The sequence below is a fragment of the Paenibacillus violae genome, from assembly GCF_032461945.1.
GTDB classification, from domain to species: domain Bacteria; phylum Bacillota; class Bacilli; order Paenibacillales; family NBRC-103111; genus Paenibacillus_E; species Paenibacillus_E violae.
Genome location: NZ_JAWCUD010000011.1, coordinates 177,090 through 193,042 on the forward strand (window position 1 = coordinate 177,090; position 15,953 = coordinate 193,042).

A 15,953-nucleotide genomic window follows, 5' to 3' on the forward strand; every position below is an offset into this window, starting at 1 on the left:
AATTTTTGTCCATCATTAAGGCCTTTCTGCGCTATGGGAGCGCTATCGATTTGCCAGCAGCCTGTTGATTATTGGGCTACCCTTCTCCTTTAGCACAATAACGTCAATCCAGAGATGGCAATTTACCATCCCATTCGTTCTCGTAATGAAGTTAAGTCCTCTCGAAATGTTCCCACAACTGGATGTTCTTCGGTTAAACCACGTTTGAAACGATTATAGGCATTCTTCTCAGCATCGGCTAAATGATGGACAACTTGTCTCCAAATAATGAATAACCATAAAGTAAAAAAATGCATTTTCTATGCAAGTAGAGTCAACTTTGTAAAGTGAAATATTTATTAAAAGGTAGGAGCAGGTGGTTCGTCTATTTTCATACGGAGTAAACTATAAGGCTTCTGCCGCAGGTCATTTCCATAATGAAATCTTGCCTGCCGATGTAATTGGTTCACGATGAAATATAAGTATTGATCTGGACCAATCGAAAAAGTATCGGGCCATAAAATTCTCGGATCATGTGCGATCGTTTCCATGATGCCATTCGGCAATATCTTTCGAATACTGTTGTTTTCGTAATCTCCAGCATAAAGGGTTCCTTTTGCACCGGTGATCATTCCATCTGAAGCACCTTTTTCTCCCCAATACTTCACGTGATCCTGTAAATTCATATCCGGTATCGTTCGGTCTCTTAGGGCTTCCGTTGAAATTGAGTACAGATGTCGACTGGAGAGAGGACAAAAATACAAAAACTTGCCGTCCGGGGAAATCGCTATACCATCAGAGGCCAATCTAAAGGGTGAAGTAGATCCATCTTTGTTTCGATTCATCAGGATTTCACCTTCGACTTTCGGTAAAAGAAAGAGATCGGGCGAAGTTGAATATGCCCCGTTTAACCGTCTCCAGGCAATACCCGTTTCTAGATCAACGACAATAATGGCACCCGGTCCTCGGGAAGACGAATCCGTTATATAAGCATAACCTGCTTTACCAACACGAAAATCAAATCGAACATCATTCAGATAAGTGGTTGGCAGGACAACATCCTCTGTAAATGTAAATACGCCTCTTATGGTATTTGTATTTAAATCTACAGCGACTAACTTCGCCCCCCCTTTGATGGGTTCTGAGAAATTAGGAGCCCCCGTATCCAGTACCCAAAGTGTTCCCTTTCCATCAGCAACGACACTTTGGACACTAATGAAGGACGTTGTGATATTCGATTGGCTTACCAAATTAGAGTCTAAACTAGGATATGGCTGTAATGTACCGCGAACGATTTCAGCCACCGTAAAATTAACATCGTCTCCCCATCTTGGAAAGCAAATAAAAATGCGCCCAGTTTCAGAAACAGTAACGCCTGTAGGCATGGCCCCGTAAAATAAAAAAACCGCTTCAAACTTACCAAAATACTTTTCACTCGGTAACATCATTTTATAAAATCCTCCTCAACAGGTTCGAACTGCTATCATCTATATATGACTGAATGTGGTTCAAGTGCCTGGATATTAAAATATTTTTAAAGGAACCCCGCAAGTTCGTGTCTATGACGGACAACGACCAGCGTGTCACCATGAATCCATCGTAAGCAATAAAATAAGGCAGATCGTAAGAAACTACGATCTGCCTTATTTTTATCCTTTTAGACCCCGGAACCCCACAAACCGTTTGCTGCTCTCGTCCCACAGTCGGTATCGAAGCGCCTGCAGGCTCAAACGAATTCCGATGGCAGGAACGTCTTGCATGGCGGCGTTGCTCTCGTGTATTTGCTGCAAGTTATAGTTCGACACCTGAGGATCCATATGATGAATATGGTGGAAGCCGATATTCCCCGTCATCCATTGCAGGATTTTGGGCAGCTTATAATAGGAGCTGCCGTTCATAGCCGCGCTGACGAAATCCCACTCATCTGTACGCTCATAATAGGTATCCTCAAATTGATGCTGCACGTAGAAGAGCCATATGCCTGCAACGCCAGACAAGTAGAGAATCGTCCCCTCCACCAGTAGGACCTCCTTCCAGCCCAGCAACCAACAGAGCAGTCCCATCAAGCTTGCTAACGCTGCGTTCGTTAGGTAAGTGTTCAAGCGCTCTTTGCGTCTGGCACTCTTCCGGTTAAACCGGTATACAAATAAGAATATAAATACCGGTCCGAGCCCGAACATGACAAATGGGTTGCGGTATAAGCGATATCCTAGGCGCTTCCATGGGGAGAGTGCCGCGTATTCCTTCGTAGTCAGCGTCCAAATGTCGCCTGTGCCTCTACGACCCAAATTGCCGCTAGTCGCATGATGAATGGAGTGCTCATTTTTCCATTGCTCATACGGGAAGAAAGTAAGGATTCCCGTTATCGTGCCGATGATCGTATTCGCCTTCCTCGCAGCGAAGAACGACAGATGGCAGCAATCATGGAAAATAATGAAGATTCGGATCATGAATCCGGCTGCTGGAATTGCAAGCGTCAGTGTGATCCATATTGAGATAGACAGAGTTTCATAAGCAAGACCCCACAGCAAGAGGAAAGGAACAATGCTATTGACCAACTGCCAGACGCTCTTCCTCAAATCCGATTTACCGTGAAGAGCCATGTCCTTCTTCCAGCGGGTGTATTCTTGAAGTGATTTCATAGTAATCCCTTTTTCTTGGAAACCATTCGCAGCAATGAATTTCCGGAACTTACCAAAAGGTTTCTGACCTTTGGATTCGAAAAGGCCATGTAAAGGAGGCAACCAAACAAAAGGCATCCTCCCCAAACAGTGAAGAAAACCGAAGAAAAAACACAGGAAATCATTATCAACCACGAACTCTTCTTAATTGTCCTTACAGGTCGGTTGTAAAGAAACATTTCTCCAACTATGATATATCATCCCTTTCCTTACTTTTGTCATTCTGTAAATTGGTCAGATTGGCTGCTTTTGTCTGCAAACCCTGTTTGGAATAATAGTCAATAATGTCATCAATAGTAGAAAATACGACACTAGCGTTCAAATCATGTGTACTTATGTTGATAGAAAACCGCTTTTCTGATGTAGTAACATCTTTATTTTATATTAGCATTTGATGACTTTAAGCTTAATTTAAAGCATCTTTCAGAGTAATTCCTGCCGTGACTTTACCTGCCGGAATTTGCACCTCTTTACCGGTTTTGAAAAAATTGTTCTTTGTTCATTTGCGATACCTCACTTCTATGATTATAAATTTTGAAAATGACAGCCCTCGTGCATGGATGCAAGCAAGAATAAACAAAAAGCTGTCCCACGTTTAGGACAGCTTGAAAGATCTTAATATACTTTAGAAACGTTCTCAGCCTGTGGTCCGCGATTGCCTTGGGCAACATTGAACTGGACTCGTTGACCTTCATCCAACGATTTGTAACCATCACCATCAATCGCGCTGAAATGAACGAAAACGTCGTTTCCGTCTTCGATTTCAATAAAGCCAAAACCCTTTTCAGCATTAAACCATTTAACTGTACCTGTTTGCATAGAATTCCTCCAAAAATTGATTACCCATGACCATTTCAATGCCGCTAATTTAGATTAGCGGTCATTATATGTTCTCAGAACACATACTTGATGTCCGCTATTGTTTTGGTTAAGATAAGAGTACCATGTCCGCTAATGTAAGTCAATATTTGGAGGTCTCGCTAATGAGTGAAACGACCGGGATTTCTAAACAGGGGGAGCAGACGATTCACGACTTCATTCACGCTCTCACCACCCACGAAGATTTGAATCCCAAAACGTTAAAGGAATACGCAAGCGATCTGAAACACTTCATCGGTTGGTTCGAGACATCCGACCACCAAGAGGAAGAAGTAATATTTCGAATTGAAGAAGTGGCTACTCCAACATTAACACGATACCGGGAAGCCGCTCAAAAAGTAATGGAATTGAAACCGGCGACCATTAACCGGCGACTTATAACACTGAAACGGTTTTTCGGTTGGGCCGTGTCGGAATCAAGGCTTCGTCGCGACCCTTCCAAGCCGGTTAAATTGGTTCCTGAAGAAAAGGTGAGCCCTAGGCAGATGACAGACAAAGAAGAAGCTGCATTGATCGCTGCGGCTGAGCACGCTGGTTCCCTCCGGGATCAGACGCTTCTTATCGTGATGTTTCACACCGGATTACGAACAATGGAAGTGTGCGACCTAGCTCCCGGAGATATTCAAATCGGAACATGCAGCGGCCAGCTCACGGTCCGATCTGGAAAACGTAATAAACAGCGGGAAGTGCCTTTGAATGCTACTTGCAGAGCTGCATTAGAAAAATATCTGGCAGAACTCCCTCCGGACAGTCCTTATCTGTTTCCATCGGAGAAAACTGGCGATCGATTAACAGAACGTGCTTTACGCCATTTGATTCAAAAATATAGGAAAGTAGCGCGGCTCGAAGGATTCAGCGCCCATGATCTACGGCACCGGTTCGGGTACGTGATGGCAGAAAATACGCCGTTGCACCGATTGGCACAAATTATGGGACACGATAGTCTAGATACTACGATGATTTACTTCAAGGCGACTCGTGCAGATTTGCAATCTGAATGAAGTATGAAATAGCTTGGCAATAAGGGATGAGTACGATGTAGGCGAGAGTAAGGGAGCTGATAACTTCGAAGGAACGGATGCAATTTTTGCAAATACAGCCTGATCTCGGCGAAGGGAATTGGGAACCTATTTCACATTTATCCAGCATGATCTTGAAATCATCCAGCAGCGGCGAAGAAATTATAAAGAATCGGCTCCGAAGGCGCGGATTGGGTCTTCCGGGAGCTTGCAGCAAACCTGGCGGTTTTATGCCTATAACGAAACTGGGTCCCTCCAATTTTGACGAAAAATCGGTTAAACACATGGGGCTGTCCCTCAGGGTACAATACCCCATGGCACAGCCCTCTTATCATGACATCATTTATGGCTTCAGGACGAATTTAATGCATTCGTCCGCATGGTTGTAAAAGGTGTTGTAGGCGTTATGAGCCTGATCGAGCGGCACTTTATGCGTAATGATCTCCGTCGGATCGAACTCGCCAGCCATAATTTTTTGATACAGCATCGGCATGTAATGAATCACGGGTGCCTGTCCCATGGTCAGCTTCACGTTTCGTTCCCAAATGTTTCCGAACATGAACTGGTTGTATTTTGAACCGTATACCCCCGTAATCTGAATCGTGCCGAATTTCCGCACCGCATTCATCGCGATGTTGATTGGGCTGAGCGTTCCGCCAACCAGCTTGGCTTTCTGCTCTTCTTCCTCCAATAGCGTCTTCTTGCCGTCCATTCCGACGCAATCGATGACGACATCCGCACCCCCGCTTGTTATTTCTTTTATATGCAGCCCCATGTCATTGAAATCTTCAAAGTTGAAGATTTCGACGTTATTCATTTTTTTGGCATGGTTCAGCCGGTACGGGAGATTGTCGATCGCGATGACCCGTTTTGCGCCTTTCATCCAGGCGAATTTTTGCGCCATCAAGCCAACGGGGCCGCAGCCGAGCACCACCACCGTATCTCCCTGCTTCACACCTCCGTTATCCACGCTCCAATAGGCCGTCGGCAGCACGTCGGACAAGAACAGGAGCTTCTCATCCTCCAATTCGCATGACTCCGGAATAACAAACGGCATGAAATTGCCGTATGGCACGTAAAGCATTTCGGCTTGTCCGCCCCAATAATTCCCGTAACGTTCGGTAAACCCAAAGTAAGCTCCTGTATCCACTTGGGGATTGGGGTTGGAGTTGTCGCACTGGCTCTCCATTTCATGCTGGCAGTAATGACAGCTGCCACACGAGATATTGAACGGGAGCACGACTCGGTCCCCTTTTTTGACCTTTGTCACCTCAGGGCCCACTTCTTCGACAATGCCCATCGGTTCATGTCCGACCACGTATCCGGTTTGGGCTTGAATCGCCCCCTGGTATATATGGAGATCGGAACCGCATATGGCGGTCGAGGTGATCCTGACGATAATCCCGTCTTTTTTCTGAATCGTCGGATCCGCGACCTGCGTCACTTGCATGTTCTTCATGCCATGGAATGTTACAGCCTTCATAATCGCCTCCTGTTATGACATGCCTTGAATTTGCATGCATAATTCTATTATGGAATTGGAGAGCGAGGACCATACATTCGATGTACGGTATTTTCGACAGCCGCAGAGCGCCTAAGAACAAGAAAGGAGACGGAAGACGGAAGACGGAACGATTCACGTGAAGTAAATTTTGAAGGTAGTTCCAATCCCCTATGGGCTACCCCGGGTGCCGATTGCCGTTCATTCAGCATAAAAGTTGTCCAGTCGTGATAAACAATATGCCTATGGCACACTCTGGAAAAGTTACACAGCCTGCTGCACAAGCATGTTTTTCCGGAGATGGAACGTTCCAACAAAACTCACAGCTGAGATTGATTCAAGCCCAAGTTTCTTTTGAAAATCTCCTTTAAGACATCGTCAACTATTTCTTCTATACAAAAAAAATGTGTGGCGTCATAATTATTAAGAAAAATAATGCCACAAAGGTTGATTTATCAAGGGCTAATTTCATATTTACTGAGAAGAAAGAGTGGAATCATTGTTTAAAAAGCGGTGTTTTCATAATTATTGCGAAAAAACGCATCTAGAGCTATACATTATTTATGCACAAAATGTATAGACTAGGAACTCATATTCGGCAAATAAAAAGGTGCTAACTAGTGAAGAAAATTCACTAAGTTAGCACCTTTCTTATTTGAATTACTATTTAAGATACGCGATCATATTTAATAGATAAACTTCTTAGTAAGAAGAATTCTGGTAGGTCGGAATCTCTTATCAAAATGCCATTGCTGCACTCTACCTTGGGCGGATGTTAGACTCAAGAGCATTCCCTTCTTCTTATAAAGTCACAGAGGTTAGAGTTGAAGCACCTCAGGATGTAGATGATATCGTAGTGACATTTATGAATGGAGCAGTAAGTTACATTCAAGCTAAGGAGTCCGTAACAAAAGCGAATGACCCCAAAAGTGCATGGGGGAAAGTATGGCAAGACTTTGAGGAGCAGTTTAGAAGAGGCAACCAATCCACCTGGACCGGCTGCCTCTTCATATTGTTATCAAGCTAGAGTTCATCGTTAGCTCAATCTTTCTTTCTTTCTTTCTTTCTTTCTTTCTTTCTTTCTTAAACTTCAATCCCAAACCTTTGGCCGCTTTAATCCGGCTAATCTTAAATAATCTAAATGTTGACCTGAATGGACTGCTTCATGGTATGCAATTCTCATAAGCATGTCGCCTAATGATCGAATGTACCCTACGTCTTTTCTATCAATCTGGCTACATGGCCAATCCTGCGAATAGACGAGCTTGCGTGAGGAAATCAAATCATACCGAGGGAGTTTAATGACTGTTTTGTTCCTTCGTATTTACTTTCTCTTCATCTTGCCTTTGGACCATATCAGCATGGATCTTTCTAAGCATTTCTAAGCTTTTGTCTACGTCCTTGGCGACCGCTTCCACGCTTTGCAGCCTCGAACTGATTGAAGGCTAAGCCGGATTCATTTTTCACGTTCAATATAATTGATCTCCCTATACATCAAATACCCTATAGTAAGGAATCGCCTGAACCCAAAACATATAAATGCGAGTAAATGATTCAACTAAAAAGAACCATCCAATATGGATGGCTCTAGAATGAGATCGGACTATTCTTCGTAAATAACGACAGATTTGGTTTCAGCTTCCCATTTCACAGCTGCTTTCAAGGCTTCGCTCACAAAACGCACAGGCACAACCGTGCTGCCTTGTTCAATCGCTGCTGGAACCTCAAGCGTTACCTCCTTACCGTTGACAGTAGCTGTCTTACTATCAATAAAGAGTTTTACAGTAATACCATCACGTGTAACAGTAACTGAACGGTCTTCTTCGTTCCAAGTAACTGTTGCTTTTAAAGCCTCGGAAATCGCACGAAAAGGAACTAGTGTGTTGCCTTCGCGGATAAACGGAGCTACTTCAAAAGTAGGCTCTTCACCGTTAACGTATAATTTCACGCCTTTTTTCCCTAGCTTGTCGTACAATTTGCCTAGTTTTTTGTAAGAGTCAAGATTCGTAACGTTTGCTAAAATAGCTTCCTTTTGAACGTATACGGCGTCAGTTACGCTTCCGTTCTTATCCAACAGATCGGCAACCACCGACAAAGCTGCCTCTTTCTCTTTGATTGCCTCAAGCTCGGCTTTCTGCTCAGCCGTAAGCTGGGTCTCATATTTGGTTAAAAGAAGCTCTGCTAAAACAGCCCCTGCAGGCTTGTCCTTCACATTGTCGATCGCGTTGAGCAGCCCTTTATATCCATTATGGCCTTGATCGCCGTAAGTATCGGATGTAACCGTCTCTTTGACATCAGTTTTCACCTTAAGATCAATGTTAACCTTTACAGCTTCAGACTTGCCCTCATTAGAATTGCTTGTTTCCGATTTTGCTAATGCGGATCCTGCCATAAGACTCGTTGCCAATACACATGACGCGATAACCATCCATCTTTTTTTCATCTCTTTATATTCCTCCTCTTTTGTTAACACTAAGTATATTCGGCATCCCACACGGATTTTGTGAGGGTATATACCGATTCTATGCTCTAAAATTGACCTGCCCCCTGAAAATAAATGGTGATCTCGTATACCTTAGTATCGGCCGAGGGACAATAGACAACTTCCAAAAGGTGGTAATATTCATGAAAGTAACATTCACAAAAGAACCTAAAAAGTACAATTTTCTAGCGAAAAGCGCTATGCTCAGCATACTCGTTTTTTGCGTAAGTGCAAGCAGTGTATTTGCTTCGGAGATGTCAACACCAACACCGTCTTCTACTCCGGCTTCCGTTAGCGTCACCCAGAGTACGACTAAGACTACTACAGGGCTATTGCCTGGAGACTTCTTCTACTTTATAAAAACCATGTACGAAAATATTCGATTAGCCCTAACTGTCAATGACGTTAAGGAGGCAAGACTGCTTGCCGCATTTGCCAAAGAACGACTGGCAGAAGCGAACGCCTTATTGGCTAAAGGGAAAACGGACGAGGCGAGTCTAACTCTACAGAAGTCGTTGGAAATTCAGCAGAATGCGATTCAAAAAACCGAACGGGCTTCCGGATTTTCGGCAGTTGAAACGTCTGCACCCGCTGCAACTGCGACACCATCGGTGAATGCTGAAGCAGCGACTTCAACAACACAAATCGCAGCTAATCCGGCCAGTGAGCAGATAATGGAATCTGAGCAAACGGAAACCGAAGATGTGAACGTTTCTGAAAAGGAAGTAAAAAATTCTGAGCAGGTACTGAAGGTAAAAACCGATTTGCAGCACAACATTCTAGCTTTGGCCTCAGCATTGGAAAAAGTAGGAAATCCCAAAGCCCAATCATCTCTAATGAAAAATATAGAAAAGTCGTTTGCCCACTTGGATAAAAAACTGTCCAAAATCGAAAAGAAAACGCAACAGGTGAAGAAGAATGATGACGTTACAGCTAAGGCAGAGCAGCAACCGGCTCCTTCAGTTGTTCCATCACCACTTCAAACAACAGTTCCATCAGAAACTCCATCATCGGTTCCAACACCAGTTCAATCACCAGTAGTATCACAAGTTATTAAAGAGTCTGTCTCAGTCCAAGTAAAACAAAAAGACTCGGTTGAGGAAAAAGCAGATCATACACAAAAGAGTAAAGATAGGCAGGATCTGGATAAATCCGATCAAGCAAAAGAAAAAAGAAACAATAGCCAACATGGCAGCAGCGAGAAAGAGAACGGCAAAAGGCACGATAAAAATAAGGGTAATAACCAAGAATAATACCACTGCTCGCTTTAAACGAATCACATGCAAAAAACAGTGTTTAACTTTTTCGAAGTTATACGCTGTTCTTACTTTTACTGAAAAACTTAGTAGAGTCCATGATCGCTACTGCTCAGGGATAGATGCAACAGCGAACGATATATCAGCATATAAAGACAAAACCACTCCTTCCAATGGAGTGGTTCTTTGGATAGAACTTGTCTTTTATCGTACTTTTTCTTTTCTCCGCAAAAAATTAAAGTTATGCTCCCGTTTAACATTTTCATCCGATTTGATTTTTTCGAAATTATTCATAGTACTTATCCAGAAGGAGATTAGAAAAATTAAAGAATGAATAATGAAATCATATGTGTGATGTCAATCTTTAGCGTTGTAAAAATCAAGTTTTTCAAAAATAGGTTCTAAAATAAACGCACCTACATACCACTTCTCACTGTGGGTATCGATCGGTTTCCTATAATCTTATTAATACGAGTAACGCGTCTACCACCAAGCTATAATGCCCGTTAATTTAATCAGTTGGAATATACTCCTCCCTGCCTTCCGTCGGGAATGGGGATGCCGTAACCAGATTTATTTCGGTCCTTGGGTCCGATATTATGACCAGCCGTGTAGTCTTCCGCTTTGTTCATGAAATCCCGGTTTATTGGGACGATCCTTTCGTCCAGTTTGCTTACGGTGCTGTTCGGCAAAAATATCACCACCACGAATTCGTACAGCATGGCATGGGTATGCGCCGTTCTAGGTGTTTTCAAAAATTTTGACTCTGCGGCGGCTGCCAGATTGAAAAAGAGACTGCCAGAGGGTGGAACGGGCTGAGTTTGGGGACACAACAGGCAATACAGGCACCACGTGCGATTTACCATATTATCCCGCTTTATAAGTTCCCGAATGCTCTAGGAACAAATGGATATTCACCTTCAATGCAGGTTTGACTTCTGGTGAACGGTAAATTTCACGCCATTGTCGAAGATCATATTTATACATTTCCTTCCCTAAATTCAGCAAATCAGTGTTGGATTTTTTACCCAGTTGAAAAGTTTCCATGATCTCATTGCGTATCATTTTGTCTGCAGCCGCCCTCAGCTCTTCTTTGGAGAATTGACCATTCCCCATTTCCATACTGGCTTTTATTTTTAAGTCCAGAATATATTGAAGCTGTCCTTTCGCATAAGTCCACTTTACGCTCCGATGACTACTTCTCACCATACACGCCGCTTGAAATTGCGGTCCATTTACCTGCAGCAGGACCTCATCTGAAGGTTTGTTCATCCAACGAATTCCTTCGACATCGGAAAGCAGAAATTTCTTTTTATACTTTTTTTGATAAAAAGCATAGAGTCCATCGATATAGGCTACGGGCATCGGTTTTTCTTTTGTCTCCCACTTGTTATTTAACGATAGAGAGGGAATAAACGCCGTTTCCCCGGGCTCTCTGTAGGCCTTAAGGAATTGTCTCACGGAAACTGGCCGAGTTCGTGCTACTTTGGCGGCAGCTGGTTTAGGATTGTGGATGACGGTCAGCTCAGGCGAGAGCCCAAGTAGAGCATCTGAACCAAACAATGGCGTGATGGGCTCTTCGGTCCCAAATAACCAGACAGTATAACGAAGCTCCCGATAACGATATAACGCTTCCAGGATGTCCTCTACATCTTGCTCAATCGCGCGGCTGGTTAAGACCAGAGCTGAAGCCTGGCCTAAATATAACTGCTGCTGGGATGTCATTTGATTTAAATTTTGAAAAGCAACAAACGGGTTACTACCGGATGCTGTACCTATCCATGTGCTCTCTCCAGCATTTTTTCCCGTCCCACGCTTGGCAACGTTACCGAAATTAATAATTTGGGAAGATACGAGATATTGTCCATCTTTATAATCAACGCCAATTGCAGCTACGAACACGGTATCTTGAAGCTCTCTTCGATCCCAACAACCGGTTAGGAACAGGCTGCAGCTTAGAATCAATACAACGACACGTCCGAAGTTCAAGAAGCTTCATCTCCTTGTCGTTTGGCATCTTTTGGTTGCAGAAAACCTGGTCTCTTTTTCATTAGAGATAGTGGTTTTCGCACTAAAGCAGGTATCAAGTCCTTCCAAAGCGGTGGAGACATTGGAGTCAAGTAAGGGATGCCGAAGGATTCCAAACCGGACATATAAAAAACAATGCAGATAACGGAAAGGATAAACCCAAATATGCCAAAAAAGCAGGACATGAGAAGAACATAAAATCTAAAAATGGTTGCAGTCCCATTTAAATTTTGGTTGATCAGCATAAACGATGCCACGGTAGATATCGATACGACCACGATCATGATTGGCGAGGTAATACCGGCTTTTACAGACATGTCACCAATGATCAGTCCGCCGACAACGGCAACCGTCTGACCGACCGATTTGGGCAAACGAATGCCTGCTTCCCGGAACACTTCAAAAATAGTAACCACTAGAAACGCTTCGAGTGTGGATGGCATAGGAAGACCAGCCCTGTTTATTTTTGCTGAAGCCAGCAGGGAGAAAGGGATCTGGTCGATATTGAAGGCGGATAATGCGACCCAGAAGCCCGGCAATAGTGTACCTATAATAAATCCAAGTATTCTAAGGAGTCTTTCAAGGGTAACAAATTGAAAAGGTAAATAGAGATCCTCCGGTGTTTTGAGAATCTCGGTAAACGTGACTGGAGCAATTATGGCGTTAGGGGAGCCATCAGCTAAAAAAACAAACCGACCGACCATTAAGCTTTCAGTCACATAATCCGGACGCCCGATATAATCGATTAACGGAAATAAAGAAATCGAACTATCAGCAAGCATGACCTCCAATTGGCTGCTATTATGCAGCACATCCACGTCAATTTTACAGAGACGTTCTTTGGCTTCTTGGATCAAATCGGAATTTGCAATATCATTTACATACAATAATGCCACCTTGGTTTGACTTCTTCTGCCGACAGTGAAATATTCAACACACAATGTGGCTGATTTAATTCTGCGTCGAACCAAGGCGACGTTGGTTGTCAAGTCTTCGGTAAAACCGTCACGCGGCCCTTTTACTGAGACCTCTGATGCGGATTCCTCAGGATTGCGTTTCGGAGCATCGGCGATTTCCAGAGAATAAAAGGTTTGTGATTTTTCTAAATATATAATTAAGGTTCCAGTAAAAACATCAGCTGTCAGCGTATCAACGTTGTCATTCCTATTCAGCTTTTTCAATCGTAAAGGACCGAAGCACTCGAGAGATTGTTCGTCCGGATGAAGCTCTATCATGGCCTCCAAATGAAGCAGGACATAATTATTGATTTGCTTGGAATCGGCTATGCCGATGCAGTAGATTAAAATCACGCTATGCGTTGAATGACGAAAATTCATAAATACGTTATCGATTTGAACATCTTGGCTGTTTTTGAACAGCTGCCTGATGGAGTGCTCTTCTAAAGAACCGATGGTGATCTTGTCTGACTGCAGCATAGTTGTACCACCTTTTTAGACTATGTTGTTACGTTCTTTTGCCTCCATAGAGCGATAAGCCCGAGCAGGATCACGACGATCAGCAAATGGAATAGTAGTACCGCTGGAAAATACCAATGCCGTAAAAATAACAAAAATTCATAATCGCTGATATGTAGTAGGTTAGCCAATATGAATCCTGCACCAATCAATGAAGCGGCTAATGCTCGAGTACGCCGCTTATACAAATTCGCAAGATCGAGGATTAGACAAATGCCAAGTGAAATTCGAACGGATGCTCCGGTGACCCACTGATAAATAGACAAATAATCCATATGTTCGATAAAATGTCCAATACGTAGAAGCCGCCATTCTTCAAAAGAAGGATATCGTTGTTTGGCAGCCTCCAGAGGACCAAACTCACTGATCGAGCCTAGAGTCGGGCCAAAAGCCAGGCAGGCTAACATCAGAGCAAGTAAAAAATAATAAAAAAATGATTTTTTTGAAGCTTGCTGATTTAGAAATATGATGATGACCAACTCCGACAATCCGCCTCCTACATAAATCAGCCCTTTCAGAATAGGACTCCAACCGTTTTCAAGGACGGGAAAGATACTGGAGTAATCCTTATTCGGAATGTTCGCAAAGGAAATGTAGAAACCGAGCAAAGATACGGTCGGCAAAAAAATGCCACATGCAATCATAATCATGCGTATACCAAAAATGCTGACAATCGAGGATAAACCACATAAGAATAAGGCGATAACAAGCACGGGGGTATGTGGTAAATAGGAGACATGCGTCCACATGACCGTATCTTTAACCGCTACGAAGACGAAAAAAATAAAATATACGATCCATGAACTCCGAAAAAGAAGGGACGGTATGAAGCCATAGTTGATCTTGATCCAGTCTTGAATGTTACCTCCGCTCGTTTTTTTACAGATGTAGTAAACCGGAATCATGAATAAGCAGATGGGTACAGTCAATATTACGATGCTGATCCAAGCGTCCCTTTGTACCGTTTCCAATAATAATGGGACCATTTGAACGTGATTCATTAGACCGACAGACATCATTAAAGTCATCATGACGAGCGCAAAGGGCAAATTCTTTTGAATCATGTATGAATCCCCCTTTGAGATGAAAAGATTTTGGTTTATATATGGTTTACCTATTTCAGGAAAAATATCCCGTATCACTATGTAATCAATAACAAGGAATGCAATGGATGGTACCCCAAAGGTTACCTTGGGACACTAATGGAGTAGTAAAGTACAAATTCAACTAACCTCGTTACTTGAATGATTAAAATATGAGCTGCCCGAGGCAACTCCTCACTATCGTTCGCCGTAATGAACACACTAGCTGGCCATCGAATCATATCAATAATGATTTGTTGTAATTATTGATGTCTGCAATTCGTTAGCCATTTTCTCAGGCTAATACCCCTGTCCAATTTCAGTATTGCGTTCGGAATATGATTTCGAATGGAGGAAAATACTAATCAAAAATTAATTAGGGAGTTTATACCATGGAATTAATTAAACCCATAAAGCTTGGTTCAACTAAATCGAATATCAGTGAAAAACTAACATCAGCCGAAATGGGTAAACTTTGGGCAACATATATGGGAAACAGCATGTCAAAATGTATATTAAGCTATTACCTTCAACACGTTGAAGACGGAGAGATCAAAACTTTATTAGAGAATGCATTAAATTTATGCGTAGAGTTCATAAAAACAACGAAAGATATTTTTAATAAAGAAAACTTTCCAATTCCTAATGGTTTTTCCGAAGAAGACGTTAACCTTGGTGCTCCTCGTTTGTTTGAAGATATATACTATGTTCATTACTTGAAATATGTATGTAAAGCAGGAATGAGTATTTATAACGTAGCCGTACCACTTGTTTATAGGATGGATGTAAAGAATTTTTTTATTTATTGTATGGATTCCACCATGGCTTTGATGGGACAAATCAATGATATATTAATGAATAAAGGATTAATCAGTAAACCACCTATTATTCCAGCTCCAGATAAAGTTGAATTTGTTAATCAAGGTTTTTTAAATGGTTTTTTGGGACATGTACGTCCTTTACACGCATTAGAAATTGCCCATTTATATGATAATATTGAAAACAATGCAACAAGCAAAGCATTAATCATGGCATTTAGCCAAGTAGTAAAATCGGAAAAAATTCGAAAATTGTTTATAGAAGGACGAGGCCCATTCCCCTTCCAAAACATCAAGAACGCCCTTTAATTCGCCTTCTCTTGCAGCTTCTCGAAACATAGTTGTATTCATCAGGCCCACAATGTCAAATTGAAGAAGGGTATCTAGAACTGTATATTACCAACAACACCAAGTCTATTGCGAAAAATATCCCAGACAGCTTTCATCTAAATCCTGCTAATAACCTCTTGAGTACAACTGCCGCTTCTGCTCTACTTGCATGTTCCTGCGGGAAAAACTCTTGCTCTGTTCTACCATTCATTAATCCGGAACTGACAGCAAGATCAACAAACTTTTTCGCCCACTCGCTGATTTTGCTCTCATCACTGAATTGGATCGCTGTACCAGCCGATATATTTTCAACTTTAGTTCCCGTTGCTTGTGCTTTCGCCCTTATGAGCATCGCCGACATTTCCTCCCGAGTAATGTACTTCTCCGGTGCAAACTCACGATCAGCAACACCATTAATAAGTC

Annotated in this window: 12 protein-coding genes and 3 pseudogenes; 4 read left to right on the plus strand and 11 right to left on the minus strand. The window is 42.6% G+C overall.

Annotated elements, in window-relative coordinates; genetic code table 11:
- Positions 1-338 precede the first annotated feature (338 nt).
- The 3 genes from RQP52_RS27150 to RQP52_RS27160 form a co-directional block, all read right to left on the minus strand.
- Positions 339-1,427, minus strand: coding sequence for an L-dopachrome tautomerase-related protein (locus tag RQP52_RS27150; protein ID WP_315954745.1), 1,089 nt, complete (start codon positions 1,425-1,427; stop codon positions 339-341).
- Between the two features lie 201 nt (positions 1,428-1,628).
- A complete protein-coding gene (locus RQP52_RS27155; RefSeq protein ID WP_315954746.1) occupies positions 1,629-2,621 on the minus strand; it encodes a fatty acid desaturase in 993 nt (330 codons plus the stop codon).
- A gap of 654 nt (positions 2,622-3,275) precedes the next feature.
- Positions 3,276-3,479 (minus strand): cold-shock protein, encoded by a 204-nt coding sequence (locus RQP52_RS27160; RefSeq protein ID WP_119792120.1) that lies wholly within the window; start codon positions 3,477-3,479, stop codon positions 3,276-3,278.
- A gap of 164 nt (positions 3,480-3,643) precedes the next feature.
- Here RQP52_RS27160 and RQP52_RS27165 point away from each other — a divergent pair, with 164 nt between their 5' ends.
- Positions 3,644-4,540: a tyrosine-type recombinase/integrase gene (locus RQP52_RS27165; protein ID WP_379174449.1), complete on the plus strand. Its 897-nt coding sequence runs from the start codon at positions 3,644-3,646 to the stop codon at positions 4,538-4,540.
- A 361-nt stretch (positions 4,541-4,901) separates the two neighbouring features.
- On the opposite strand, the gene RQP52_RS27170 is transcribed toward RQP52_RS27165, so the two are convergent.
- The 3 genes and pseudogenes from RQP52_RS27170 to RQP52_RS27180 all read right to left on the minus strand — a co-directional run bounded on the left by RQP52_RS27170 (position 4,902) and on the right by RQP52_RS27180 (position 8,502).
- Complete coding sequence (locus RQP52_RS27170; RefSeq protein WP_315954747.1) at positions 4,902-6,041, minus strand: zinc-dependent alcohol dehydrogenase; 1,140 nt, start codon at positions 6,039-6,041, stop codon at positions 4,902-4,904.
- Positions 6,042-7,149: 1,108 nt separating this feature from the next.
- Positions 7,150-7,293: pseudogene (locus RQP52_RS27175) on the minus strand (DinB family protein); the annotation flags it as partial.
- Positions 7,294-7,662: 369 nt separating this feature from the next.
- Positions 7,663-8,502 carry a copper amine oxidase N-terminal domain-containing protein gene (locus RQP52_RS27180; RefSeq protein WP_315954748.1) on the minus strand — a complete coding sequence of 280 codons (840 nt, stop codon included), beginning with the start codon at positions 8,500-8,502 and terminating at the stop codon, positions 7,663-7,665.
- A 182-nt stretch (positions 8,503-8,684) separates the two neighbouring features.
- Here RQP52_RS27180 and RQP52_RS27185 point away from each other — a divergent pair, with 182 nt between their 5' ends.
- On the plus strand, positions 8,685-9,794 hold the full coding sequence (locus RQP52_RS27185) for a DUF5667 domain-containing protein (RefSeq protein ID WP_315954749.1): 1,110 nt from the start codon (positions 8,685-8,687) through the stop codon (positions 9,792-9,794).
- A gap of 633 nt (positions 9,795-10,427) precedes the next feature.
- Entirely contained in the window at positions 10,428-10,616 is a 189-nt protein-coding gene (locus RQP52_RS27190) for a hypothetical protein (protein WP_315954750.1), read from the plus strand.
- A 48-nt stretch (positions 10,617-10,664) separates the two neighbouring features.
- Here RQP52_RS27190 and RQP52_RS27195 read toward each other — a convergent pair whose 3' ends face one another.
- From RQP52_RS27195 to RQP52_RS27205, 3 genes are read right to left on the minus strand one after another with little or no spacing between them, the layout of a single operon-like run.
- Positions 10,665-11,786: a Ger(x)C family spore germination protein gene (locus RQP52_RS27195; protein ID WP_315954751.1), complete on the minus strand. Its 1,122-nt coding sequence runs from the start codon at positions 11,784-11,786 to the stop codon at positions 10,665-10,667.
- Positions 11,783-13,261, minus strand: coding sequence for a spore germination protein (locus RQP52_RS27200; RefSeq protein WP_315954752.1), 1,479 nt, complete (start codon positions 13,259-13,261; stop codon positions 11,783-11,785). Before RQP52_RS27200 ends, RQP52_RS27195 begins: the two co-directional genes overlap by 4 nt.
- Before the next feature lie 20 nt (positions 13,262-13,281).
- A complete protein-coding gene (locus RQP52_RS27205) occupies positions 13,282-14,364 on the minus strand; it encodes an endospore germination permease (protein WP_315954753.1) in 1,083 nt (360 codons plus the stop codon).
- A 410-nt stretch (positions 14,365-14,774) separates the two neighbouring features.
- Between RQP52_RS27205 and RQP52_RS27210 the strand changes: the two are divergent.
- Positions 14,775-15,467: pseudogene (locus RQP52_RS27210) on the plus strand (DUF3231 family protein); the annotation flags it as partial.
- A 175-nt stretch (positions 15,468-15,642) separates the two neighbouring features.
- Here RQP52_RS27210 and RQP52_RS27215 read toward each other — a convergent pair.
- Positions 15,643-15,882: an S-layer homology domain-containing protein gene (locus RQP52_RS27215; RefSeq protein WP_315954754.1), complete on the minus strand. Its 240-nt coding sequence runs from the start codon at positions 15,880-15,882 to the stop codon at positions 15,643-15,645.
- A 12-nt stretch (positions 15,883-15,894) separates the two neighbouring features.
- Positions 15,895-15,951, minus strand: a pseudogene (locus RQP52_RS36540) (hypothetical protein); the annotation flags it as partial.
- Between the last annotated feature and the right edge of the window lie 2 nt (positions 15,952-15,953).